The sequence below is a fragment of the Embleya sp. NPDC001921 genome (assembly GCF_053594475.1).
The window spans coordinates 326540-349297 of sequence record NZ_JBSFEO010000005.1 but is presented as its reverse complement, the minus strand read 5'-3'; the positions used below and the strand labels follow the sequence as shown (position 1 = coordinate 349297).

Here is a 22758-nt window from a genome sequence, read left to right as displayed (position 1 = left end):
AGGAATAGTCCGGGTATGTCGCCGGCGTCCTTGCTGTGACCTGGGCCCACTGACGGAACCCAGGATTTTCTTCAAAGGAACCACCAACACTCTCCACACACCGCCATGTGACGGGGCTTCGAGCGCCGGGGGTGTTTCTTTGGCGTTGACTTTTGGCACGCTGTTGAGTTCTCAAGGAACGGACGCTTCCTTCGGTGCGGAATCAACCGCGCCCTCCGGGCGTTTAACGTTCAAGGTGTTTCAGTTTTTCGTGTTTCGCTTTCGCGTTTCCAGCCTAGCACACCGTTTTGGCGGCTTCGCTTTCCTCGCTTTCGGCGTCCACCGCGTTTCCGCGTTTTCCGCCTCCCGGACTCTAGCAGATCTTCCGACCCGCTTTTCGTCCGTTGCTTTCGGCCCTCGAAACTTTCGTTTCCCCGGCTTCCGGCTCTTCGAGCTTAGCAGCCCTTCCGGCCTGCTTCGCCCACCGCTTCGGCTTCGGAAATTTGTTCTTCCCGGCGCTTTCCGCGACGTCCCGAACATTAGCGGATCGCATTTCGCACCGTCTAATCGGCAGCAATTCACGTTCCGGCGTTCTTCGGGACACCCGAGCACAGAACGACAGTGCGATGCGCACGCGCACCACACCTGGTTCGAATGATCGGAATGGCCACCCCGGGACCAGCCAGCGCGGGCGCCTAGGCTCGCGTCTGTCTCAGGTCTCCCTGTCGGGCAACTTGGAGGACCCTACCGGGGGTCGGGGCCGACTGCAAACCGGCGCGCGGAGGCTCCGTTTCAGGTGTTCGAACCCGAGCAGACTCCCCGCATGGTGACCTCTACCGCACGGCGCGTGAACCCGATCGCGACCGTCGTCAGTGTCGTGGCCGCGGCGATCGCCGTGATCCTCGTTCTGCACATCATTCTGTTCGTCTTCGAAGCCAATCCCGGCAACAGCGCGGTGGAGACCATCGCCGACTGGGCCGACTGGCTGGCCCGCTGGGCCAAGGACCTCTTCACCCCCGACAACGTCAAGGCCCGGGTCACCGTGAACTACGGACTGGCCGCGGTGGTCTACCTCGCCGCCGGTGCGCTGATCTCGCGTTTGGTCAGCCGGGTCTGACCGCGAACGCGAACGCGGTCCGCTCGATACTTCCGTACGGTGGCGGCGCACCAGTCGCGATGATTGGTACGAGGACCGAACCGCAGCGCCGCCGACCGGAGGGCCCCATGTCCCTGCTCACCCCGGACAGCCTGGGCGATCTCCTGGGCTTGTTCGATTTCGGGAACGGGTGTGTCACCCGGGTCCACATCGACGACCCGTTCAGTCCGGGCGGGGCCACGGCACGTGTCCTGGTGGACGCCCGCGACCGGGAGCACGGCTGGCCGTGGATTCCCGTCGAATTCACCCTTACGGGACTTCGCGACTACCGGGTCGAACACGGCAAGGGTTTCTCCGGAATGCTCTATTTCGACCCGGTGCTGTCCCGATTCACCGACGAGACGTACGGCGACCTCTTCTATCTGGACTTCGATCCGGTGGACGGCCCCGGCGCGTACGAGCCGGTCGACGCCGGAGACGTCGTCGGTCGGTCGCAGTGCTTCTTCGCCGCCGAGAGTTGCTCGTGGCGTGCCCTGCCGCCCACGGAGAGTCCCCGACTCAGGCTCATTGGTAACGCTTAGGTCTCAAACCTTTCACTCGCTAGGTTTAGCTTCTACGTTCACTCGCACCCGGATCGGCGGCGAGTGTTCGAGTCGTGAACGCTCGGCTGTCGATTTCTCCGTATTCGGTACGACATCGAGTCGAGGAACCCATGAAGCTTCAGCGGAAGCGTTTCGCCGCCCTGCCCGCGGCCGTCGGTGCCGGGGCTCTGCTCCTGGCCCTGACCGGGAGTGCCGACGCGGCCCCCGGACACGGTGACAACCGTTCGTCGGTGGCCGGGATGCGGATCCTCCTGAGCAACGACGACTCGATGCAGAATGCCAAGCCCGACGGGGCCGACGGCCGAGGCGTGTACGAGGTGCGCCGGGCGCTGTGCGCCGCCGGGGCGGACGTCGTGGTGATGGCGCCGTGGCAGTTCATGAGCGGCTACGGCACCGCGGCCACCGGCGGCGGTGCGCTCACCGTGTCCCGGCGCACCGCGCTGCCGGCCGGCTTCGAGGGCGACTGCGCCGGGGCGCCGAGCAAGGGAGCAGTCTTCGGTGTGTGCAAGGGCGACGCCCCGTGCGGCCCGACCACCCCGAGCGCCACCCCCGTGGACACCGTGCGGCTCGCCCTGCGTGGCGGACTCGCCGCCAAGGTCGGCTGGCGCACCGGCCCCGACCTGGTGCTCACCGGCATCAACTCCGGGCCGAACGTCGCCTCGGTCACCAACGACTCGGGCACGCTGGGCGCCGCCATCGCCGCGATCGACAACGGCAAGCCGGCCATCGCGCTCAGCGGCGGCTTCGACATGGCGTCGTTCAAGGTGACCCCGGAGACCTACCGCGCCTTCGCCGACTTCCTGCCCTCGTACGTGGCGCAACTCAAGGACCGCAAGGCGCTGTCGGACGAGTACGTCGTCAGCATCAACCACCCGAACGCGGTGCCCGGCCAAAAGCCGGGCCGGCCGGTGTGGACCGAGATCGGTACCGAGACCGTGGTCGCGATCCAGTACACGGCCAAGGCCGACGGCGACACCTTCGCGATCGGCCAGGGCGACTGTGCGGTGCCCGGTACCTTCTGCCGGCCGGAGACCAAGCGGCACGCCGACTGGACCGAGTTGAACAAGGGGAACATCACCATCTCCGCCGTGACCGGCGACCGCACCCTGCGGGGCGGCGCGGACGACCGCCTGGAGCGGTTCGTCAAGACCGGCCGCTGAGCCGCCTGGTCGTCGGGACCGGCCGCCGAGCCGACCCCCGAGCCGACCCCCGAGTCGACCCCCCGAGCCGCGGCCGAGGCGGTCCGCCCCGATCCGAGCAGCCCGGGATCGGGGCGGACCCGCCCCGTTCGGCCACCGGCTCGATACTGGTCGGATGGCAGACAAGCAGCGCCGACGCGGTCGTGCTCCCGAGCCGATCCGTGCCGAGGTGGGTTCCGGCAGCGCCGAACTGGAGCCCGACCCGGATCGGGCCGGGGCGTGGACGCTGCGCCTGCACGGATCACCGCAGTCGCATGTGGATCTGGGCGATCCGACCTGGCTGGAGTTCGAGTACGTCCGCCGGCTCGGTCATGTGGTCGACCTGATCGCGGACACCGGCAAGCCGCTGCGGGCCTTCCACCTCGGCGGGGGCGGGCTCACGCTGGCCCGCTACGTCGCGGCCACCCGACCGCGGTCGCGCCAGCAGGTGGCGGAACTGGACGGGGAGTTGGTCGAGTTCGTCCGCCGCGAGCTGCCGTGGGAGAAGAACTGGCAGATCCGGGTGCGTACCGGTGATGCCCGCGAGGTGGCGGGCAAGGCGCCCGACGCCGCGTTCGACCTGGCCGTGGTCGACGTGTTCGCCGATTCCCGGGTACCCGCGCATCTGACCTCGGCCGAGTTCGTCGGCGAGGTGGCCCGGACACTGGCCCCCGGCGGGGTGTACGCGGTGAACCTGGCCGACGGCGGGCGGCTCGACTTCGTGCGATCGCAGGTCGCGACGGTGCGGTCGGTGTTCCCGAACCTGCTGCTGATCGCCGACCCCGCGGTGTTGCGGGGTCGGCGGTTCGGCAACGTCGTGCTGGTCGCCTCGCACCGTGAGCTGCCGATCGCCGAGTTGGCCCGGCGAACCGCCGCCGACCCGTTCCCGGGGCGGGTCGAGCACGGCTCGGCGCCGGCCGACTTCGCCGGTGGCGCCGCCGTGGTCCACGACGCCACGGCGGTCGCGTCGCCGGCCCCGCCCGCGCGTACCTTCGGCCGGAACTGAACCGGCGCGCGCCGAACGGACGCCAGGCGACCGCGCGCGCACCGGCCCGGCACCGAAGAACCGCGGCGAACCGCTATCGCCGCCGCTTGCGCTCCTCCACCCGCCCCTTGAGCAGGCCGACGAGCAGCAGCACCACCAGGGTCGCGACCAGCAGGACCACCGTGACCGCGGAGCCGAGCAGCACCTTGCCCCGGTCGGTCAGGGTGAACACCGAGACCGGCAGGGTCCGCCATTCGGCCGGATAGACCATGATCGTCGCGCCGACCTCGCCCATCGACAGCGCGATCGCCAGGCTCGCCGCCGCCGTGATCGACGGCAGCAACATGGGCAGCCGCACCCGCAGCAGCACCCGGGCCGCGCTCGCGCCGAGCGAGGCTGCCACGTCCGCGAAGGCCGCGTCGGTACGGTCGAGCCCGGCCGACACGGTGGAGTACGCGAACGTCACCACCAGCACCGCGTGCGCGGCGATGACGATCCACTTGGTGCCGTTGAGCAGGATCGGGCCGTCGCTGAAGGCCACCAGCATGCCCAGACCGACCACCACCGACGGCACCGCGACCGGCAGGTGGAACACCGCGTCGGTGAGCCGGCGGATCCAGCGCGGCGCGGTCCGGGCGGCGATCGCCGCCCACGTGCCGACCACGATCGCGATCAGCGACGCGCCCAGCGCGGTCTCGATGCTGACCACGAGGCTGTCGTGGTTGGTACCCGCGGTGGCCTCGCGGATGTTCTCGCTCGTCCAGGACGCGGGCAGCACGCTGTTCCAGTCGCCGGCGAACGCGGCGATGCCCAGGATCGCCAGCGGGGCGAGCACGAGAGGGGCGAAGACGAGTGCGAAGAGGGCCCAGACGAGGGCTCGTCCGCTACGCGACCAGACCAGCACGGCCGGCTCCTGTCCGGGAGAAGACGAATCGGTAGACCGCGTAGAGCGTGAGCGACAGCGCGACCTCGACCACCGCGACCACGCACGCGCCCGGGTAGTCGAAGGTCACCGCGCCCTTGGCGTGCACGAGCATCGGCAGCGTGGTGACGTCCTTGGCGCCGATGAACAGCACGATCCCGAACTCGTTGAGGGTGAGCAGCAGGGTCAGGCTGCCGCCGGCCGCGAGCGCGGGCCAGGCCTCGGGCAGCAGCACCTGGCGGATCACCCGCAGCGGTCCCGCGCCGAGCGAGGCCGCGACGTCGAGTCGGTCCCGGGGCACCAGCGCGAAGGCGGCGAGCAGCGGGCGCATCACGAACGGGGTGTAGAAGGTGATCTCGGCCAGCACCACGCACCACGGCGAATACAGGAAGCCGACCAGCGGTTCGCCCAGGCCGAGCTGCTCCGCCGCCGCGTTCACCACGCCCGCCGTGCCGTACAGGAAGGTGAAGGCGAGCGCGATCAGGAAGGACGGGAAGGCGAGCACCGTGTCCACGATCCGGCCGACCGCGCGGGCGCCGGGGAAGGGCACGAAGGACAACACCAGGGCCAGGAAGAAGCCGACCACCAGGCAGCCGAGCGTGGACAGTACGGCGATCTTGACCGTGTTCCACAGCGCGTCGCCGAACGAGGGCGAGTTCAGTACCTGGCGCCACACGTCCAGGCCGACCCGCTCGTCCTTGTCCACGAAGGACTGCTTGACCACGAGTGCGAGCGGATAGAGGAAGAAGCCGGCGGCGAGCACGAGCGGCGGGAGCACCCACAGCGCGCGGGACGCGCCGCCGCGGGCCTTGCTCGTGCGCGTCGGAGCCGGGCCGGGCTCGGCCGTGATCGGCCGTTCGGCCGCGGTCGCGGTCGCGGTCATCCGGCCGCTCCCGCCGGGACCAGGACGCACGGTTCGGCGGGCAGCGCCACACCCAGGCGCTCGCCGAGGGCCGGGACCTCGGCCAGGTCGGTGACGTCGATCCGGATCTCCCGACCCGTCCCGCCGTCGCCGTCGCCGTCGAGCACGCAGGTCAGCCGGTAGTCGGCGCCGCGCCACTGGGTCGCGGTGAGCCGCGCGGGCAGCGTGTTGGGGTGGTCGACCGCGGTCACCGCGAGGGCGTGCGGGCGAGCCACCAGCATCGCCCGCTCGCCCTCGGCGAACGCGCGGGTCGGGTCGGCGGCGACGGTCAGCCCGCCCACCGCGACTTCGACCGCGTCGTCCCCGGCCGCGCACGCCGCGAGCACCCGCGCGCCGAGCAGGTTGGCCGCGCCCAGGAAGGACGCGGTGAACTCGCTGGGCGGGCGCCGGTAGAGCCGATCCGTGGCGTCCAGGTCGACCAGCCGCGCGTCCCGCATCACCGCGATCCGGTCGGCGAGGGCGAGCGCCTCGGTCTGGTCGTGCGTCACGTACATGATCGCCACGTCCGGCAGGTCGGCCCGCAGCCGCTGCAACTCGCCGAGCAGGTCGGCGCGCAGCGTCGCGTCCAGCGCGGACAGCGGTTCGTCGAGCAGGAGTACCGGCGGGCGAATCGCCAACGCCCGGGCGATCGCCACCCGTTGCTGCTGCCCGCCGGACAACTCGCGGGGGTAGCGCCGGGCGTAGCTCGCCATGCCCACCATGTCCAGCGCCTCGGTGACCCGGCGGGCCACCTCGGCGCGCGGCACCCGGCGGGCCTTGAGCCCGAACGCGACGTTGTCCGCGACCCGCATGTGCGGGAACAGCGCGTAGTTCTGCACGACGACGCCGATCCCGCGCTTGTTCGGCGGTTCGTACGTGACGTCGCGGCCGGCCAGGGTGATCCGCCCGGAGGCGGGTCGGAGGAAACCCGCGACCGCCTTGAGCGCCGTGGACTTGCCCGAGCCGGACGGCCCGAGCAGGGCGACCGTCTCGCCCGGGGCGACTTCCAGGCTCAGCCCCTCCAGGGCCACGACGGATCCGTACCGGACCGTCAGGTCCTGGATGCCGATCGCCGGTCGGGTCGGCGCTGCGCTCACGGTGGTCGCCTCGGTGCGCTCGATGGCTGGTGCGGTCATGCGGGTTCCCTCCCTCTCCGCGGTTCTCTCGGGGTGTGCGTGGCTTGGGTCAGCGACCGACGGCCTTGTTGTACGCGGCCAGGTCGGCGTCCAGCTCCTTGAGCACCGCGTCCCACTCCGGCGTCCAGATCTCCACGCCCTCCAGGGCCTTGGCGATCTCGGCGGCGTTCGCGTCGGTCGGCTTGACGTCCTCGCGCGCGGGCAGGCCCAGCGCGTCGGCGGAGACCGAGGTCTGCGCCTCCGGGGAGAGCAGGTAGTCCATCAGCTTGCGGCCGGCGTCGGCGTGCGGGGCGCCGGAGGACAGGCCCATGAAGTACGGCAGCGCGAAGGTCGAGGCCTTGCCCGCGTCGTCCGCCGGGAACCAGACCTTGAAGTTGGACTTGTCGTTGTGGATCGACGCCAGGTTCATCTGGAGGTCGCCGTTGGCCACGCTGAGCTCGCCCTTGCCGACCTTGGGCTGGAGCTTGCCGGTGGAGGAGGACGGGCCGACGTTGTTCGACTCGAGCCGCTTGAGGTAGTCGAGCGCGCCCTGCTTGCCGTACAGGTGCTGGAGCTGGATCAGCACGGCGGTGCCGTCGCCGGCCTGACCCGGCGTCGAGTACTGGAGCTTGGACTTGAACCGGCCCTCGGTCAGCTCCTGGAACTTGGTCGGCGCGGGCTTGGCCTGGTCGGGGTTGTAGATCCAGGACGCGTAGTTGTTGACCACGGCCACATAGCGGCCCTGCGCGTCCTTGGAGCCGGCCGGCACCTTGTCGGCGCCGGCGGGCGTGTACGCGGTGAGCAGGTTCGCCTGGGCCGCGCGCTGGATGAACGGCGGCAGCGTGATCGCCACGTCGGCCTGCGGGTTGCCCTTCTCCTTCTCCATGCGGGTGACCACCTCGCCGGAGCCGGACTCCACCAGGTTGACCTTGATCCCGGTCTTCTTCTCGAAGTCCGCGAAGCGCTTGGTGTACCAGTCGGCGAGCCCGTCCACGGAGTAGACGGTCACGCTGCCGGAGCCCTTGGCGGGCGCTTCGCCGGGGGCGGCGTTCGCGGCGGGCTTGGTGTCGTCCGAGCCGCTCCCGCCGGTCCCGCCGCAGGCGCTCGCGCTGAGCACGACCACGGTGGCGGCGGCGGTGAGGCCGAGGATGCGTCGCATGGGAAATCGCCCTTTCGAAAAGACGAATCAGCCCTGGAGTAGGGCGGGGAGGTCGCGGATGGAGCCGAGTACGTGGGTCGCGCCGGCCGCTTCGAGGGCGGCGCGGTCGTGCGCGCCGGTGAGCACACCGGCGGCGATGGAGGCACCGGAGCGCAGCCCGGTGAGCACGTCGAACGCGGTGTCGCCGACCACGGCGACCGCCCGCAGGTCCTCGACGCCCAGGCGCAGTACGGCGGTGAGCACCAGGTCGGGGTACGGCCGGCCGCGCCCGGCGTCGGCCGGGCACAGGGTCAGGTCGGCCAGGTCGGTCCAGCCGAGCGAGGCCAGGATCGCGTCCTGGGTGGGTCGGCCGAAGCCGGTGGTGAGGGCGACCTTGACCCCGTCGGCGCGCAGCGCGCGGACGGCCGCCTCGGCGCCCTCGATCGGCGCGCACCGGCCCGCCGCGACCAGGTCGGCGTAGGCCGCCTCGAACGCGAGGTTGGCGGCCTGCGCACGCTCCTCGTCGCCGTCGAGCAGGGCCCGGAAGACGGTGATCTTGCTTTCGCCCATGGTGGCGTGGACGTAGCCGAGCTTGTGCTCGAAGTCGGCGGAGCCGACCTCGACACCGGCCGCGCCGATCGCCCGGGTGAACGCCTCGACGACGAGGCCGTCGTCGGCGACGGTGGTGCCGGCCATGTCCAGGACGGCGAGCTGATAGTGCGTCATGAGTGGTGCTCCGGTTGGGCTTTCGGCGACGGGCGGGAGTTCGGGGCGGGGTGCGCCGGGTCTAGAGGCCGGCCAGGTTCGCGGTGCGTTCGGCGATGGCGGGCGAGCAGGTCATCCCGCGCCCACCGGGGCCGGTCACCAGCCAGGTCGCGGGGGCGACCTGCTCGCGGTGCACGACGCGGGTGGTGTCGGTGGTCTGCGCGTACACCCCGGCCCAGCGGCGGCGCACGGCGGGCAACGGCCGGCCGAGCAGGCTCTCGGCGACCTCGACCAGGTGCTCGTAGGGCGCGGAGTCCACGTCGAACGTGAACGGCTCGTCGTACTCGTGCGTGTCGCCGATGGTCAGGCCGCCGTCGAGGCGCTGGACCATCAGCAGTTGCATGCGGTGCTCGGCGGGCACCGGCGCCTGGGGGTGGGCCGCGCGGAGCGCGTCGAGCGCGGTGCCGGCGTAGGCGGGGTAGTAGCGGAAGCTGTCGCCGTCGGCGACCGAGGTGGTCAGCGGCTCGTCGAGCGGGTCGGTCTGCATCATCTGCAGGCGCACCCGGCGCACCGGCAGCTCGGGGGCGAGCTCGCGGACCAGGCCGGTCAGCCAGGCACCGGTGCACAGCACCACCAGGTCGCCCTCGTGGGTGTGGCCGTGGTCGTCGCGCACGCCGGTGCCGCTCGGCGGCAGGTCGCGCACCTCGCGGCCGGGCAGCCAGGTGTACCGGCCGCCGGCCGCCAGGTGGGCGCGCAGCGCGGGCAGCGCGACCCGGGACTCGACCGCGCCGTCGCGCTCGCACCACAGGGCGGCGTCGAAGCCGCCGCGCAGCGCCGGGTTGTGCTCGCGGGCCTCGCCCGGGGTGAGCAGCTTCAGGCCGCGCTCGGCGGCGTCGGGCAGCGCGAGGGCCGCCTCGGCCACCGCGACCTCCTCGGCGCCTCGGCACACGGTGAGCGAGCCGTTGGGGCGAAAGCCGGTACCGGGCACGTCGGCGCCGATCCGCTCCCACAGTTCGCGGGCCCGGAGCGCGGTGGCCAGTTCGTCGCCGACGGCCCGGCCACCGATCCACACCAGGCCGAAGTTGCGCACCGAAGCACCGCGCGCCTCGCGCTCGCGCTCGATGTGCACGACCTCGTGACCTCGATCGATGGCCTGCCAGGCATGCATGGTGCCCAGCACGCCACCTCCGACGACGATGACTCGCACCGGCTTCCTCCACGTTCTCGGGGGCGATTGCGACCAGCTTGGGAGTGGTCGATGCCGAGCATGCGGAGGCGGTATGTCGTCCGGGTGAACAGTCCGTTAAGGTCCGAACCTGTTATCTTCTCGTGACAAAGCCCGGATGGGCCTACGCGCGCAGGCGCGTCGCGAAGCCCATCCGGTCGCCCCGGAACAGCGCTCGGACCCGCTCGATGGGCACGCCGTCCGGGTCGTAGGACGTGCGCATGACCAGGAGCATCGGCAGCGCGGGGTTGGTCTCCAGGAGCAGCGCCTCGCGCGGCGCGGCCAACACGGTCTCCACGGTCTCGTCTATCTCCGCGAAGACCACACCCAGGTCCTTCTGCAGGCACAGGTACAGCGACCCCTCCGGGCGCAGCACGTCCAGGAGGGTGGGAAAGCGGTCCAGCGGCAGGTACGTGCTCTCCAGGCCGATCGGCTCGTCGTCGGCGAGCAGCACCCGCTCCAGGTGCACGGTCAGGTCACCGGTGCGGATCCGCAGCCGGTCGGCCAGGTCGGGCTGCGCGACGTGGTGTTCGAGGGTGACCACCCGGCGGCTGGGGGTCAGCCCCATCGAGCGCACCGCCTCGGTGTAGCTGCCGAGGCTGACCGGCTGCATGAGCTTGGGCGGCGCGACGTAGGTGCCCCGCCCTCGGGCGGAGCGCAGTCGGCCCTCCATCACCAACTCGCCGATCGCCGCCCGCAGGGTGCTGCGGGCGACCCCGTAGCCGGCGGCGAGTTCGCGTTCGGAGGGCAGCAGCGCGTCCTCGCCCAACTCGTCCATGAGTTGGAGCAGGCTCATCTTCACCATGTACGACTTGGGGACGCGGCCGTGTTCGGGGACGCCGTCGCGATAGGGACGGGCGGTGGAGTCTGGGCTGGGCACGAACGGAGCCTATTCGGCCGGCGCCGGGTACGTGCGGCCCTTCCACGCCGCACCCCGCCCGCGCGCGTGCCGAACCGCCGAGTGCACGGTCATGCCCAGGTACAGCGTGGCCGCGAACGGCAGCAACGCCGCCTCCGCGGCGGGCCGTCCGTAGTAGCGCACCATCGGCACATAGGTCCCGGTCATCAGCGCCCACACCGCGAGGGCGAGCAGCGCGAGCGCGGCGTCGCCGCCGACGATCGCGACGAACAGCGCGACCGGCGCGGCCAGGTAGATCAGCGCCAGCCCCACCACGGTGCCCGCGAGCAGCAGCCACGAGTGCCGCAACTGCGCGAACGCGCTGCGCGCGACCATGTTCCACAGGTCCGCCAACGCCGGATAGGGCCGCACGCTGTCCACGTGCCGCACCGGGTCGGCCAGCACCAGCCGGATCCGCCCGCCCGAGCGCTTGACCGCGGTGCCCAGCGACACGTCGTCGATCACCGCGTCCCGGATCGCCGCCACACCGCCGGCCCGCTCCAGCGCGGTACGCCGGACCAGCACGCAGCCGCCCGCGGCCGCCGCGACCCGCGAGCCGGGCCGGTTCACCCGGCGGAACGGGAAGAGCTTGCCGAAGAAATACACGAAGGCGGGCACGATCAGCTTCTCCCACCGGGTGTGCGTGCGCAGCCGGGCCATCACCGAGAGCAGGTCCAGGCGATCGTGTTCGGCCTCGCCGACCAGGCGGGCGAGCGAGTCGGGCGCGTGCGCGATGTCCGCGTCGGTGAACAGGATCCAGTCCACGTCGCCGACCGACTCGACGCCGTGCCGCAGCGCCCACACCTTGCCGGTCCAGCCCGCGGGCGGCTCGCCGGGCGAGGTCACGGTCAGTGGCACCCGGGCCGCCGCGGCCCGCCGCCGGGCCAGCTCGCCGGTTCCGTCCGTACTGCCGTCGTCGACCAGGAGCACCTCGACCCGGCCGGGAAAATCCTGCGCGAGCAGCGTGGGCAGGCTCTCGCCGAGCACCGCCGCCTCGTCGCGCGCGGGCACGATCACCGCCACCGACATGCTCTCGGCCACCGGTGCGGCACCCCCGCGAAGGCGCACGTCGGTGCGCCAGAACCAGCCGTGGCACAGCGTCAGGTAAAGCCAGGCGAGGCCGGACACGGCGGTGATCCACAACAAGACGTCCACATCGGAAGCCTGCCGGCTCCGCCGCGCCACTCGGGCGCTCCTTCCGGGTGAAGTCCGCGCGCGAACGGAGTCCTCGTCTCAAGAGCGCGAGCGCCGCGCCCGATATCGGGTAGGGGAGCGTTCTCGACAGCATGGGTGAACTACCCATCGGCAGAAGGGCGGTGCCCGTCATGGGCGACGCGACGACGAGGACCCAGGAGCACGTTCGCGGCGGGGCCACCCGCTGGCAGGGATTCGAGGTCGGCACCCGCGTGCGTGTGCAGGTGGGCCTGAGCACCGGCCACATCGGCGAGGTGTGCGAGGTGTTCGCGGACGCGCATCGGCCGCCGCTGTCCCCGTACCAGTGGTACTCGGTGCGCTTCGCCGACGGCCTTCGCCCGCTGTACCGGCACGACGAGCTGGTCGAGCTCGCCTGACCTCTCCCTTCCCGATCCGCCGTCCGGCCCTGCGCCGGCCTGCCCGCACAGACCGCGTGCGCCCGCGCCCCGATGGCGGGCGCACGCGGCATTCCCCGGGCCGAGGACGCCGGGTCGCCCGTCCTCGACCGCGTGTCCAACGACACCGTCGGTCGGGTCTTGCGTTCGCACGTCCACCGGGGCAGGGTGCGGGCACGGGATCTGAAAGGGCGTCAGAATGACGATCAAGCTGGGCGTGATGGCGCCCTTCGCGGACGGTCTGATCACCTCCGGCGGCTTCCTGCGCGACTTCGCCGGGACGCTGGAGGAGTGCGGCGTCGAATCCGTGTGGACCGTCGAACACGTCGTGGTCGCCGAGGACTACGAGCCGCTGTACCCGTACTCGGATTCCGGTCGCACCCCCAGCGCCGCCGGCGTGGTCCCGATGCCCGACCCGCTGGAGACCATCGCCTTCCTCGCCGGCGCCTCGCGCACGCTGCGCTTCGGCACCGCGATGGTGGTCGCCCCGCTGCACAGCCCGGTGGTGCTGGCCAAGCGGGTCGCCACCATCGACCGGCACTCCGGCGGCCGGTTGATGCTGGGCCTGGGCATCGGGTGGCAGAAGGAGGAGTACGCGGCGGTCGGCGCGTCCTTCACCGAGCGCGGCGCCCGCCTGGAGGAGTGCGTCGGCGCGATGCGCGCGCTGTGGGCCGACGCCCCCGCCACCTTCCGCGGCAGGTTCACCTCCTTCGAGCGCGTGCACTGCCTGCCGCGCCCCGAACGCGGAGCGGTACCGGTGGTCCTGGGCGGCAACAGCGAGCCCGCCGTGCGCCGGGCCGGGCGGCTCGGCGACGGCTGGTTCCCGTACACGATCGCGCCCGACGAGTTCGAGACCCGCGCCGAACTGCTGCGCGCGTCCGCGCGGGCGGCCGGCCGCGCGGCGGACGCGGTCGAGATCACCGCGTGGCCGGGCTCGCGCGACCGCGACCTGCAGCACGACCCGAACTGGGTGCGACGGTTCACCGACGCGGGCGCGAGCCGGCTGGTCTTCGCGCCGAATCCGGCCGAACTGGCCGGTCCCGGTGGGCTGGACACGTTGCGCGAGCGGATCGCGCGCTACCGCGAGACCGTGCTGGACAAGCTGTGAGCACCGCCGCCGAACCCGTTCCCGGCCCGGTGAACATCCTCGACCAGGTCACCCTGACGAACCATCAGGTGGCGTTGTGGCTGGGCCGGTTCCATGATCGCTATCTGCCCGGCGCGCAGCGGCGCGGAATGCGGCTGGAACGCGTCTGGCGCTCGCCCGCGGGCCGGGACGCCACCACCGTGCACATCCTGTGGGCGCTGCCGACGATCCGCGCGTTCTACGCGATGCGCGGGGCCGCGGCGGCCGATCCGGACGTCGCGGCGTTCTGGGCCGCCACCGACGGCTACGCGCTGGATCGGCAACGCCGGGCGCTGCGACCGGCGATGTCCGCGTCCGCCGAGGCGCCGGACCCGGCCCCGCCGGCCGCCGCCACCGACGCGGCCACCGCCGCCACCGACGCGGCCACCTCCGAGACGGACCACACCCCGGCGGGCCGCACCGCACATCGCACCGGAGCACGCGCATGACCCGTCGAGTGGTGCTGGCCACGACCATGCCCGGGCCGGGACACCGGTCGCTCTCGGCCGGGGCGGACCTGCCCGGCTGCGTCGGCGGGCACGGCTACTCGTGGGATCTTCGGTCCGACGCGCGGCCCGAACTCCCGGCGCGGGCCGAGGAGGTCGCGCTGCGCCCGGTGCGCGCCGGGTTCGCGCCGCTGACCGGTCCCCGGGTCAAGCGCACGCTGCTGTTGACCGTGCGCGCGGGCACACCCGCCGACGTGCTGGCCGAGTTCGAGGCGGATCTGATCGCCATGCCGCGGCACATCCCGACGATCCGCTCGTGGGCGCTGTCCCGGGTGGTGGAGCGCGCCGGGCGGTCGCGGTGGACGCACGCGTGGGAGCAGGAGTACGCCGCGGTCGAGGGACTGACCGGCGAGTACCTGCTGAACCCCTACCACTGGGCGCATGTGGACCGCTGGTTCGACGGCGAGGTGCCCGGGTCGATCGTGGAGCCGACACTGGCCCACGTCTTCCGCTGGAGCGATGTCCCGGTACTCACCGAGACTGTTTCTGACTGATCGTCAATTTCCGTGCCCGACAAGGGCAACCAACAGGTGGGTCCATTCGCGGTCGGTGAACCTCAGGACCGCACAGGCGCGTTGCTTCGAATCGCGCACCACCACCTCGCAGGGCTGACGATTGACCACTTCGACGCAGTTCCCCTGCACGCTGCTGTAGGAGCTCCGTCGCCACGTCGGTGCGTGGGTTTCCCGCGACGAGGTCGCCATCGGCCCGTCACCCCTGACTCGTCGAGGCCACGCCGACGGGGCGACTCGAACCCGCTTCCTCCATGTGAGGGCCAGGGACATCGCCCGATCGGGTGAACCGTGTACACGCGGACACCGAAGTGGCGGCGAGAGTTGCACCACCGGGTTTCGTGGAGCATCCTACCGAGCACCCTCACTTTACGCGCTTACAAGATCACTTAAAGCGACGGGACGGGGCGGGGCCGCTTGCGGGGGCAAACGCAGCCCACGCAACAGGAGGTAGCTGCATGACCACCCTGGCCGATCCGGAAGTGGCGGACGCAGAGGACGAGGTCAGCCCGACCATCACGCTGCCGGCGATGCCCGCGTGCGTGTCCGCCGTGCGGGAGCATGTCCGCGTGGCGCTGACGGTTTGGGACCTCGAATCCTTGTCCGACATCGCCGTACTTCTCGCCTCCGAACTGGCGACCAATGCCGTACGCCATGCGGGTCTGGGACGCCCTTTCAGCGTCGTGGTCCGCCGAGACCGCGCCCCCGACGGCGCCGCCTGTGTGTGGATCGAGGTGCACGACACGGACACCCGGGCGCCCCAGGTGGTCGAGGCGACCGACGACGACACCACCGGGCGGGGACTGCTGCTGGTCGAATCGTTGTCCGACGGCTGGGAGTCGGTCCCCGAGCCCGGGGGGAAGTGCGTGCGCTTCCGGCTCGCGATGACCGCCTGAACCCGGCCGCACGACGCCCGCCGCGGGCTCACTCCACCGGTTGCGCCGCAGCCGACCGGGCGACGTAGACCGGCAGTTCGTGCACGTGGGCGCGGCCGGGCGCGAGCGTGTCCACCGCGAGCCGACCCAGGTGCGGGTGGTGGGTGAACAACACCACCTGGAACCGGTCGGCCATCGCGTCCAGCACCGAGAGCATCGCGCGCGTGCGCCCGTCGTCGAACGTCATCGCGATGTCGTCGAGCACGATCGGCATCGCCCGACCCGCGTCGGCGTACGCGTCCAGCGAGGCCAGGCGCAGCGCCAGGTAGAGCTGATCGCGGGTGCCCTCGCTCATCTCGTCCACGCCGACCGAACCGGCCGCGGCGACCGGGGAGGAGCCGGCCCGCCGCGCGCGCAGCACCGGGGCGCCCTTGCGGCCGTCGGTCTCCACGAGCAGCCGGTCGAAGCGTCCCGCGGTGAGCGCGGTGAACACCTCCTCCGCCCGGGCCAGCACCGGGGCCTGGTTCTGCTTGCGGTAGTCCTCCATGCAGCGCAGCAGCACCTCGCGGGCCAGCCGCAGCCGGACGAACTCCTCGGTGTCCTCGGCGATCGTGGCGACCGTGCCGGCCACCTCCTCCTGGGCCCGGGCGGCGGCCACCGACTCGCGCTCCAGGTCCCGCACGATCTGTCGGCACCGACCGAGTTCCTCGCCCGCCGCGGCGTACGCCGCCTCGGCCTCCTCGACCCGGCGCGCGGCGTCCTCGATCGCCACGTCGAGCTCCTCGGGGTCGTGCCGCGCGGCCTCCTGTTCGAGCTCGGGCGACAGCAGCGCACCGTGTTCGACGAGCACGCGCTCGATCTCGCGCAGCCGCGCGGACCGGCCGACCGAGGCGCGCAGTTCGTCGGCGTCGGCGGCGCCGGCGGCCTCGACCAGCGCGGCGAGTTCGCCCTCGGCGCGCTCGACCGCTCCCCGCCCGGCGGCCACCGCGTCGTCCAGCCGGGCGATCCGCTCGACGAGCCTGCCGCGGGCCTCGTCGGCGCGCCGGGCCCGGGTCGACTCCTCGTGCAGCGCGAGCACCGCGGCGAACGCCAAACGCCCGTCCGCCTCGGTCGGCTCCGGCCGTCCGCACGCGGCGAACACCTCGGCCACCCGCGCGCCGAACGCGGCCACCCGCTCGTCCGCGCGGATCCGACGCCGCTGTGCCTCGGCCGCGTGCCCCACCGCCGCCGCCACCTCGGCCAGCGTGTACACCGACGCGGCGACCTCGTCGGGGTCGCCCTCGGGCAGGTCCAGGCCGCGCACCAGTTCGTGCCAGCGCCGCTCCCACGCCGCGCGCTCGTCCCGGGCCCGGTCCGCCTCCGCGACGGCCTCGGCGAGTTCCGCCTCGGCCTCGCGCACGGCCGCGAGCCCGCTCTCGCGCACCCGCACCGCGTCCGCGAGCGCGTCGCGGCGGGCGTCGGCCAGTTCGATCAGCGCGCCCAGGGTGCTCGTGCCGGCCGGCGCGCCGGACTCGGCCAGCGCGACGCGAAACGCCCCCGCCAGTTCGGCGGCGCGCGCCCTGCCCGCGGCCAGCCGATCCCGCGCCGCGCGCGCCTCGACCTCGATCCGGGCCAGCTCGGCCAGCGCGTCCAGGAACGCGCCGGCGTCGTGCGGGTCCGGCGCGGGCAACCCGCTCGGCGCCCAGGTTGCCGCCCACTCCGCCGCGAGCTCGGCCCGGCGCGCGGTCAATTCCAGCCGCCGCTCGGCCAGTCGGGCCAGCGTGCGCTCGTCGTGCTCGACATCCACGTGGAGCCGGCCGAGCCGGACCGCGTCCTCGGCCCGGCGGGCGATCCGCTCGGCGATCTCGTCCGCCGCCCGAACCGCGCGTTCGTAGGCGTCGATCCGGTCGTCGCTCGGCGGCGGACTCGCGCACACCAGCGTCCACAGCCGATCGCGCTCGGCCCGGGCGGCGGCCCAGTCGGCGGGCGTGGGCGGTGGATCGGCGAGCGCGAGCACGGCCAGCTCGCGCCGCCGCGCGTCGTGGTCGGCCACCGCCTCGTCCTCGGCCCGCGTGCTCGCGTGCAGTTCCTCGCGGATCCGGCCCACCCGGTCCAGGTGGTCGGCGACCCGTTCCCGGCCGGGCAGCCGCAGCCGGGCCGGCCGGTCCTCGGCGAGCGGCGCCAGGTCCGCCAGGTCGTGCCGGGCCCGCAGGTCGTGCGCCTCGCGTTCGAGCTCGGCCAGCCGCCGTTCGTCGCGCGCGATGTCCTCCACCAGGTTGCCCGGTACCGCCCGAAGCAGCGCGCGCAGCGCGGCCGGGTCGGCCGGCTCCGGTGTCAGCGCGCAGGTCGCGCGCGCCGCGTCCAGCCGGCCGCGGCGATGCGCGACCTGCTCGCCGGCGCCCGCGAGCCGGGCCTCGCACACCTTGAGGTGGTCGCGCAGTTCGGTGACCCGGTCGCCGACGCCGGGCGGCACGTCGTACGCCGTGGGGTCGTCCAGGGCACGGTCCGGGCGCACCCGGGACAGCAGTTCGGCGGCGCCCGCCCGGGTCTGCGACGCCTCGGCGTCGGCGTCCGCGGCCAGTTCGACCGCGTCGCGGATCGCCGCGACGTCCGCGTGCAGCGCGTCCACCTCGGCGGCCTGCGCCGACAACGCGCGGTCCACCACCAGTTCGGCCGCCTCGCGGCGGGCCTCGGCCGCCTCGCGCGCGGCTCGTTCGGCCTCCGCCGTCGCCTCCCGCACCCGCTCGTCGAGCGCGGCCAACTCGGCCGCGAGCTCGGCGGGGACCGGTGGGCCCTCGGCGAGCAGCGCGGCCCGCTCGCCGTCGAGCGCGGTGCGCCGGGCCAGCACCGGCAGCGCCTGGCGGACCCGATCCAGCCGGCCCGCCTGCGCGCGCGCCTCGCTGCGGCAGCCGCCGAGCCGGTCGCGCTCCTCCTCGGCCCGCCGGGCCTCCTTGACCGCGTCGCCGAACACCGAGGGCGCCAGCGCGTCGTCCTGGACCCGCTTGCGCAGCCGGCCCAGCTCGGTCAGTCCCGCGTTGATCCGCTGGTTCTTCCCGCGCGTCTTGTACAGCTCGTCGGCGCGCTCCTCCAAGCGGGTCAGCACCTCGCCGAGTCGGGCCGAGGAGCGCGACTCGAACAGCGCCCGCCCCACGTCGCCCTCGCCCCTGAGCAGTTCCGCGCCGCCCTCGCGCAGCCCGGCGTGATCCAGCGCGAAGACGTGCCGGAAGTCGTCGCGGCCCACGCCCGCGAGCAGTCGGGTCAGCTCGGCCTCGGCGAGCACCGTGCCGTCCGCGCGGGTGAGCGGGTTCTTGTCCCGCTTGTGCCGCACCACGTCTAGCACGCTCCCGCGCTCGTCCCGCACCAGCGCGCCGAGCTTGAGGTCGCGCATCGCGTGCACGAAGTCGTACGAGGTCTGCCGGTCCATCCCGTACAGGAGCTGGTCCAGGGCGTGCCGCACGGTGGACTTGCCGGCCTCGTTCGGGCCGCTGATCACGTGCACGCCCGGGGCGCCGAGCTCGATGTGCCGGTCGGTGAAGCAGCCGAACGCGATCAGGTCGAGCCGATCGATCCTCATCCGGACTCCCCGTCGGTCCCGGTGACCAGCGCCGTGAGCAGGTCGACGGCCTGATCGAAGATGTCCGCGCGCCAGGCCCGGTCCGCGGGCGTGATGCCCTCCTCGGCCACCTTGGGGTCGAGCGTGCGCAGCCCGGGCACCGATCGGATCAACTGTTTGAGGGCGTCGGGATCGGCGCGCAGGGCCCGGGCGGTCCGGGCCAGGTCCTCCACCAGTGCGGGCAACTCGATCCCCGTGTCGCCCAGTTCGGCGTGCCGGGTCTCCAGACGGACCTTTTCCAGCCACACCCCGGAGAACTCGGCGGCCAGCGCCCGGGCCTCGAACACGAACCGGCGTTCGTCGCGCCACAGCGCCTCGTGCGCGTGGGACGCGCCGACGACCCGGACCCGGGTCGCCAGCAGGCGGTCGCCGGCCGCGGCCCGCTCCTCGGCCATCCGCCGGCGCACCAGGTCCAGCACGTCCTCGACGCCGGTCGCCCCGGTGGCGTCCACGTCCAGGCGCGCCCAGCGCACCACGTCCAGGTCGCGGTGCTCGATCCCGGCCCGGCCCCGGTCGCCGTCGACCGTGATCAGTGTCGCGCCCTTGGGCCCGGTCTCGCGGGCGTGCCGGCCCTGCACGTTGCCCGGGAAGACGATCCACGGCTCGGCGGCGTGCACCACCTCGCGCGCGTGCACGTGGCCCAGTGCCCAGTAGTCGTAGCCGCGCGAGAGCAGGTCGCCGACGCTGCACGGCGCGTAGTTCGCGTGCCCCTCGGCGCCGGCCAGCGCGGTGTGCAGCAGCCCGACGTTGAACATCCCGCCGCGCGGCGCCGGATAGCTCACCGCGAGGTTCTCGGTCACGTCCCGCACCGCGAAGCCCTGACCGTGCACGGCCAGCCCCAGGTCCTCGTACACGACGGTCTCCGGGCGCGCGGTGGAGAACCGGTGCACGTTGGCGGGCAGGCGCAGTTCGCGGGTGATCCGGCTGTCCGCGTCGTGGTTGCCCGCGACCAGCAGGACCGGGATGTCCGCCTCGGCGAGGCGACGCATCTGCACCGTGAAGAACAACCCCGTGTGGTAGTCCTTCCAGTCGCCGTCGTAGATGTCGCCCGCGAGCAGCACCGCGTCGACCGCCTCGGCCAGCGCCAGGTCCACCAGGTTGACCACGGCCCGCCGCGCCGCGCCGCGGATCTCCGCCGCGGGTGCCCCCTCGTAGCCGGAAAGTCCGCGCAGCGGGCTGTCGATGTGCAGGTCGGCGGCGTGCAGCAGCTTCATGAAGCGGGGCGCCTCCGGTCGGCGTTCACAGGGCAGCCCAGGATAGGCACACGGCACCGACAGGGCGGGTGTTTCCCTCCGGTCCGGCGAAGGTGGGGCTGGCCCCACCCCCGATCCGCCAGGCACCTACCTGGTCCGCGGGGGGCCGCCCGGCCAGGCTGGAGGAAACGCTGCACATCCGTCCTGGAGTTCGCCGTGACAGCTCGACACACCGACCGGAGCCGGCCGATCCCGGGTCCGCTCGCCGCCTGCGCGGTCTGTGCGGTGGCGGGCGCGATCCTGTGCCTGGCGGCCGCGCACCGCTACGGATTCTCCGCCGACCTGGACGTGCGCGGACTGCTGCGGCGACCCGCGCCCACCATCACGCTGGTGTTCGGGTTGTCCGGCCTGTTGGTGGCGCTGCGCGCCCGGCCGGACCGGGGAAAACCGGTTGAACCGACCCGGCGCCCGGCGGCATTGTGGAGACTCCGCCGAAGGGCGGTGAGCACGAGCGGGCCGCCCCGTCACGGGGAGGGGGCGACCCACTCGCGTGTTACTGGTTAAGATGTGCACGAAACCTACGCAGGCTCGCGTAGCTCAGCGGGAGAGCGCCTCGTTCACACCGAGGAAGTCACTGGTTCGATCCCAGTCGTGAGCACCGATCAGATCGTGATGACGCGCCAACCGAGGGCCGCTCCGGAGAGCGGCCTTCGGCACGTTCAGGACCGTGCCCGGCAGCAGCCGATCCGGGTCCTCGCCGATCGTGTCGCGGTTCGCGTCGTACAGCGCCTGCCAGCCGCCGATCACGCCGAGGTCGCGCGCGATCGAGGACAGCGTGTCGCCCGGCTTGACCGTGTAGGTCGACCCGAGCATGCCGATCTGTCGGGCGCACTGCGGCCACGCCTCCCAGCCCTGCATGCGCAGGATCACCTCGGCGACGGCGATCTGCTCGTCGCGGGTGGCCCGATCCGGGCGGGTGGCGTACTCCTGTCCGCCCGCCTCGTCCCACGTGCTCGGCAGGATCTGGAGCCCGCCGTAGTAGCCGTTCCCGGTGTTCAGGTTCCATCGACCGCTGCTCTCGCAGTCCGCGAGGGCGTCCCAGGTCCGGTCCTCGACGGCCTCGGCGGGGGTGGTCGGGGCCACGGCCAATGCGGCGCCCACGACACCGACGAGCAGGATTAAGACTGATGATCTGATCGACTGTTTGGCCATATCAGCCGACGGTAGGCAGCCGGCGCCCCGATTTCGGTGACCGGACCGGGGGCAGGCCGGGGAATCACCCGAGTGACCCAACGCGGGCCGCGGTGCGCCCGGGGACGAGCGGGCCGGATAGGGCCGGCCCTATCCGATGTCGGGCAACAGGCCGGACGGGATGTCCAGGCCCGAGGGAAGCAGCCCGGACGGCAACAGGCCGGAGGGCAACAGACCGGTGGGCAGACCCGGTTGGTTGGGTCCTTGGGTGGAGGGCGTCTTCTTCGGACCGTCCCCCTCGTCGTCCCCCCGGGTGATCAGGATGATCGCGGTCACCACGGCCGCCACCACCACCAGTGCGATCACCAGCGTGATCAACGGGTTGCCGCGCCGGCCGCCACCCTGCGGAGGCGGGGGCGGCTGCCCGGGCTGTTGCGGATACCGCGGTGGCGGTTCGTGGTGCGACACGGCTTCGACTCCCCCAAGCGACCGGTGCCGGGGCCGAACTATCCCCGAACACCCATGCTGTCACGATCGGGACGCGCAGGAGCCGATCCACCGAAGTCCAGGCGAAATGATCACCTGATCGAGGGGAATCCCGAACCGCCCGGGCCGGGGCGCGGGTTCGATCCCCGTCGTGGTGCGCGGTGCGGGACCGGGGCCACGCCCCGGCGTCCGATCGGCTCCGCCGCCACCGCCGCGGGCCTCGCGCGCTCCCCCGGACTCACAGGTCCTTGGTCAGCAGTTCGAACTCCAGGTCGTCCCGCAACGGCCGGCCGAACCGCTCGTCGCCGTACGGGAACGGGGACAACACGCCGGTACGCGCGAATCCGCGCCGCTCGTACCAGGCGATCAGCTCCTCGCGCTGTCGGATCACGGTCATCTGCATGCGCTCGGCGCCCCACAGCCGCACCGCGACCCGCTCGGCCTCGGCGAGCAGCGATCGGCCCAGGCCGCCGCCCTGTCGCCCCGGCCGGATCGCGAACATCCCGAAGTACGCGACCGAGTCCGCGCGGCGCTCGAGCTGGCAACACCCGAGCAGCACGCCGTCCCGCTCGGCGATCCACATCACGCTGTCGGCCCCGCCCACCACTGCCGCGACCGCGTCCGCGTCGGTGCGCTGTCCCTCCAGCAGGCTCGCCTCCGTGGTCCAGCCCCGTCGACTCTCGTCTCCGCGATAGGCGGACTCGACCAGCTCGACCAGGGCAGGGATGTGGGTTGCATCGGCCTGGCGGAAGGAGACCGGGATGAGCCCCTCGGGGGCCTCGTGCGTTCGCGTCGACGCGTCCTGCGGCACCATTGTTGTTTCTCGCCCCTCGTCGATTCGGCGATGTCTTCCATACCGCCCCCGAGCGTACGGCGTGGGCCTCGCGAGGGACCTCCGCTTTCCGTCGCGCTCGGGCGGTGACAAGGTGTCCGAAGCGTGGCAA

General features: G+C 72.6%; 23 protein-coding genes, 1 tRNA gene and 1 pseudogene. 11 read left to right on the top strand and 14 right to left on the bottom strand.

All coding sequences use genetic code 11. The features are described from left to right. Positions 1 to 802: 802 nt before the first annotated feature. The 4 genes from ACWCPW_RS08625 to ACWCPW_RS08610 all read left to right on the top strand — a co-directional run bounded on the left by ACWCPW_RS08625 (position 803) and on the right by ACWCPW_RS08610 (position 3861). Positions 803 to 1096 (top strand): hypothetical protein, encoded by a 294-nt coding sequence (locus ACWCPW_RS08625; RefSeq protein WP_449760799.1) that lies wholly within the window; start codon positions 803 to 805, stop codon positions 1094 to 1096. Between the two features lie 107 nt (positions 1097 to 1203). Then, complete coding sequence (locus tag ACWCPW_RS08620) at positions 1204 to 1656, top strand: hypothetical protein (RefSeq protein WP_449760798.1); 453 nt, start codon at positions 1204 to 1206, stop codon at positions 1654 to 1656. Between the two features lie 131 nt (positions 1657 to 1787). Next, positions 1788 to 2837, top strand: coding sequence for a 5'/3'-nucleotidase SurE (locus tag ACWCPW_RS08615; RefSeq protein ID WP_449760797.1), 1050 nt, complete (start codon positions 1788 to 1790; stop codon positions 2835 to 2837). 154 nt (positions 2838 to 2991) lie between these two features. Beyond that, positions 2992 to 3861: a spermidine synthase gene (locus tag ACWCPW_RS08610; RefSeq protein WP_449760796.1), complete on the top strand. Its 870-nt coding sequence runs from the start codon at positions 2992 to 2994 to the stop codon at positions 3859 to 3861. Positions 3862 to 3934: 73 nt separating this feature from the next. On the opposite strand, the gene ACWCPW_RS08605 is transcribed toward ACWCPW_RS08610, so the two are convergent. From ACWCPW_RS08605 to ACWCPW_RS08570, 8 genes are all read right to left on the bottom strand, one after another. Beyond that, complete coding sequence (locus tag ACWCPW_RS08605) at positions 3935 to 4744, bottom strand: ABC transporter permease (protein WP_449760795.1); 810 nt, start codon at positions 4742 to 4744, stop codon at positions 3935 to 3937. Further along, complete coding sequence (locus ACWCPW_RS08600; RefSeq protein ID WP_449760794.1) at positions 4725 to 5645, bottom strand: 2-aminoethylphosphonate ABC transporter permease subunit; 921 nt, start codon at positions 5643 to 5645, stop codon at positions 4725 to 4727. The genes ACWCPW_RS08605 and ACWCPW_RS08600 overlap by 20 nt, the downstream gene beginning before the upstream one ends. Then, positions 5642 to 6799: an ABC transporter ATP-binding protein gene (locus tag ACWCPW_RS08595; RefSeq protein WP_449760793.1), complete on the bottom strand. Its 1158-nt coding sequence runs from the start codon at positions 6797 to 6799 to the stop codon at positions 5642 to 5644. The genes ACWCPW_RS08600 and ACWCPW_RS08595 overlap by 4 nt, the downstream gene beginning before the upstream one ends. A gap of 49 nt (positions 6800 to 6848) precedes the next feature. Then, a complete protein-coding gene (locus ACWCPW_RS08590; protein ID WP_449760792.1) occupies positions 6849 to 7937 on the bottom strand; it encodes a 2-aminoethylphosphonate ABC transporter substrate-binding protein in 1089 nt (362 codons plus the stop codon). Positions 7938 to 7964: 27 nt separating this feature from the next. Beyond that, positions 7965 to 8642, bottom strand: a complete 678-nt coding sequence (locus ACWCPW_RS08585) for a phosphonatase-like hydrolase (RefSeq protein ID WP_406297499.1) — start codon at positions 8640 to 8642, stop codon at positions 7965 to 7967. Between the two features lie 61 nt (positions 8643 to 8703). Then, on the bottom strand, positions 8704 to 9828 hold the full coding sequence (locus ACWCPW_RS08580; RefSeq protein WP_449760791.1) for a TIGR03364 family FAD-dependent oxidoreductase: 1125 nt from the start codon (positions 9826 to 9828) through the stop codon (positions 8704 to 8706). A 142-nt stretch (positions 9829 to 9970) separates the two neighbouring features. Further along, positions 9971 to 10651, bottom strand: a complete 681-nt coding sequence (locus ACWCPW_RS08575) for a GntR family transcriptional regulator (RefSeq protein ID WP_449760817.1) — start codon at positions 10649 to 10651, stop codon at positions 9971 to 9973. An 84-nt stretch (positions 10652 to 10735) separates the two neighbouring features. Then, entirely contained in the window at positions 10736 to 11899 is a 1164-nt protein-coding gene (locus ACWCPW_RS08570) for a glycosyltransferase (protein ID WP_449760790.1), read from the bottom strand. A gap of 170 nt (positions 11900 to 12069) precedes the next feature. Between ACWCPW_RS08570 and ACWCPW_RS08565 the strand changes: the two genes are divergently transcribed. The 4 genes from ACWCPW_RS08565 to ACWCPW_RS08550 all read left to right on the top strand — a co-directional run bounded on the left by ACWCPW_RS08565 (position 12070) and on the right by ACWCPW_RS08550 (position 14459). Continuing rightward, positions 12070 to 12315, top strand: coding sequence for a hypothetical protein (locus ACWCPW_RS08565; RefSeq protein WP_395867484.1), 246 nt, complete (start codon positions 12070 to 12072; stop codon positions 12313 to 12315). A gap of 217 nt (positions 12316 to 12532) precedes the next feature. Beyond that, positions 12533 to 13441 carry an LLM class F420-dependent oxidoreductase gene (locus ACWCPW_RS08560; protein WP_449760789.1) on the top strand — a complete coding sequence of 303 codons (909 nt, stop codon included), beginning with the start codon at positions 12533 to 12535 and terminating at the stop codon, positions 13439 to 13441. Then, the gene (locus ACWCPW_RS08555) at positions 13438 to 13908 is read left to right on the top strand and encodes an NIPSNAP family protein (RefSeq protein WP_449760788.1); all 471 of its coding nucleotides are present in this window, start codon (positions 13438 to 13440) and stop codon (positions 13906 to 13908) included. Before ACWCPW_RS08560 ends, ACWCPW_RS08555 begins: the two co-directional genes overlap by 4 nt. Beyond that, positions 13905 to 14459 carry a Dabb family protein gene (locus ACWCPW_RS08550; protein WP_449760787.1) on the top strand — a complete coding sequence of 185 codons (555 nt, stop codon included), beginning with the start codon at positions 13905 to 13907 and terminating at the stop codon, positions 14457 to 14459. Before ACWCPW_RS08555 ends, ACWCPW_RS08550 begins: the two co-directional genes overlap by 4 nt. Before the next feature lie 3 nt (positions 14460 to 14462). Here ACWCPW_RS08550 and ACWCPW_RS08545 read toward each other — a convergent pair whose 3' ends face one another. Further along, a complete protein-coding gene (locus tag ACWCPW_RS08545; RefSeq protein WP_449760786.1) occupies positions 14463 to 14669 on the bottom strand; it encodes a DUF397 domain-containing protein in 207 nt (68 codons plus the stop codon). Positions 14670 to 14935: 266 nt separating this feature from the next. On the opposite strand from ACWCPW_RS08545, the gene ACWCPW_RS08540 reads away from it, so the two are divergent. Continuing rightward, positions 14936 to 15373 carry an ATP-binding protein gene (locus ACWCPW_RS08540; RefSeq protein WP_449760785.1) on the top strand — a complete coding sequence of 146 codons (438 nt, stop codon included), beginning with the start codon at positions 14936 to 14938 and terminating at the stop codon, positions 15371 to 15373. A gap of 28 nt (positions 15374 to 15401) precedes the next feature. Here ACWCPW_RS08540 and ACWCPW_RS08535 read toward each other — a convergent pair whose 3' ends face one another. Together ACWCPW_RS08535 and ACWCPW_RS08530 are read right to left on the bottom strand one after the other, a co-directional pair. Then, positions 15402 to 18905, bottom strand: coding sequence for an AAA family ATPase (locus ACWCPW_RS08535; protein WP_449760784.1), 3504 nt, complete (start codon positions 18903 to 18905; stop codon positions 15402 to 15404). After that, on the bottom strand, positions 18902 to 20158 hold the full coding sequence (locus ACWCPW_RS08530; RefSeq protein ID WP_449760783.1) for a metallophosphoesterase family protein: 1257 nt from the start codon (positions 20156 to 20158) through the stop codon (positions 18902 to 18904). The genes ACWCPW_RS08535 and ACWCPW_RS08530 overlap by 4 nt, the downstream gene beginning before the upstream one ends. 195 nt (positions 20159 to 20353) lie before the next feature. Between ACWCPW_RS08530 and ACWCPW_RS08525 the strand changes: the two genes are divergently transcribed. Then, on the top strand, positions 20354 to 20701 hold the full coding sequence (locus tag ACWCPW_RS08525; protein ID WP_406297508.1) for a hypothetical protein: 348 nt from the start codon (positions 20354 to 20356) through the stop codon (positions 20699 to 20701). Between the two features lie 22 nt (positions 20702 to 20723). Then, positions 20724 to 20795, top strand: a tRNA-Val gene (locus ACWCPW_RS08520). 242 nt (positions 20796 to 21037) lie between these two features. Here the strand turns inward: ACWCPW_RS08520 and ACWCPW_RS08515 are convergent. From ACWCPW_RS08515 to ACWCPW_RS08505, 3 genes and pseudogenes are all read right to left on the bottom strand, one after another. Then, positions 21038 to 21349: pseudogene (locus ACWCPW_RS08515) on the bottom strand (transglycosylase family protein); the annotation flags it as partial. A gap of 129 nt (positions 21350 to 21478) precedes the next feature. Then, positions 21479 to 21796: a hypothetical protein gene (locus ACWCPW_RS08510; RefSeq protein ID WP_449760782.1), complete on the bottom strand. Its 318-nt coding sequence runs from the start codon at positions 21794 to 21796 to the stop codon at positions 21479 to 21481. A 256-nt stretch (positions 21797 to 22052) separates the two neighbouring features. Beyond that, entirely contained in the window at positions 22053 to 22628 is a 576-nt protein-coding gene (locus tag ACWCPW_RS08505; protein WP_449760781.1) for a GNAT family N-acetyltransferase, read from the bottom strand. Positions 22629 to 22758 lie beyond the last annotated feature (130 nt).

Coding starts and splice junctions, on each gene's coding strand:
- ACWCPW_RS08625 (WP_449760799.1), top strand. CDS start 803: ATGGTGACCTCTACCGCACGGCGCGTGAACCCGATCGCGACCGTCGTC.
- ACWCPW_RS08620 (WP_449760798.1), top strand. CDS start 1,204: ATGTCCCTGCTCACCCCGGACAGCCTGGGCGATCTCCTGGGCTTGTTC.
- ACWCPW_RS08615 (WP_449760797.1), top strand. CDS start 1,788: ATGAAGCTTCAGCGGAAGCGTTTCGCCGCCCTGCCCGCGGCCGTCGGT.
- ACWCPW_RS08610 (WP_449760796.1), top strand. CDS start 2,992: ATGGCAGACAAGCAGCGCCGACGCGGTCGTGCTCCCGAGCCGATCCGT.
- ACWCPW_RS08600 (WP_449760794.1), bottom strand. CDS start 5,645: ATGACCGCGACCGCGACCGCGGCCGAACGGCCGATCACGGCCGAGCCC.
- ACWCPW_RS08595 (WP_449760793.1), bottom strand. CDS start 6,799: ATGACCGCACCAGCCATCGAGCGCACCGAGGCGACCACCGTGAGCGCA.
- ACWCPW_RS08590 (WP_449760792.1), bottom strand. CDS start 7,937: ATGCGACGCATCCTCGGCCTCACCGCCGCCGCCACCGTGGTCGTGCTC.
- ACWCPW_RS08585 (WP_406297499.1), bottom strand. CDS start 8,642: ATGACGCACTATCAGCTCGCCGTCCTGGACATGGCCGGCACCACCGTC.
- ACWCPW_RS08575 (WP_449760817.1), bottom strand. CDS start 10,651: ATGGTGAAGATGAGCCTGCTCCAACTCATGGACGAGTTGGGCGAGGAC.
- ACWCPW_RS08565 (WP_395867484.1), top strand. CDS start 12,070: ATGGGCGACGCGACGACGAGGACCCAGGAGCACGTTCGCGGCGGGGCC.
- ACWCPW_RS08560 (WP_449760789.1), top strand. CDS start 12,533: ATGACGATCAAGCTGGGCGTGATGGCGCCCTTCGCGGACGGTCTGATC.
- ACWCPW_RS08550 (WP_449760787.1), top strand. CDS start 13,905: ATGACCCGTCGAGTGGTGCTGGCCACGACCATGCCCGGGCCGGGACAC.
- ACWCPW_RS08545 (WP_449760786.1), bottom strand. CDS start 14,669: ATGGCGACCTCGTCGCGGGAAACCCACGCACCGACGTGGCGACGGAGC.
- ACWCPW_RS08540 (WP_449760785.1), top strand. CDS start 14,936: ATGACCACCCTGGCCGATCCGGAAGTGGCGGACGCAGAGGACGAGGTC.
- ACWCPW_RS08535 (WP_449760784.1), bottom strand. CDS start 18,905: ATGAGGATCGATCGGCTCGACCTGATCGCGTTCGGCTGCTTCACCGAC.
- ACWCPW_RS08530 (WP_449760783.1), bottom strand. CDS start 20,158: ATGAAGCTGCTGCACGCCGCCGACCTGCACATCGACAGCCCGCTGCGC.
- ACWCPW_RS08505 (WP_449760781.1), bottom strand. CDS start 22,628: ATGGTGCCGCAGGACGCGTCGACGCGAACGCACGAGGCCCCCGAGGGG.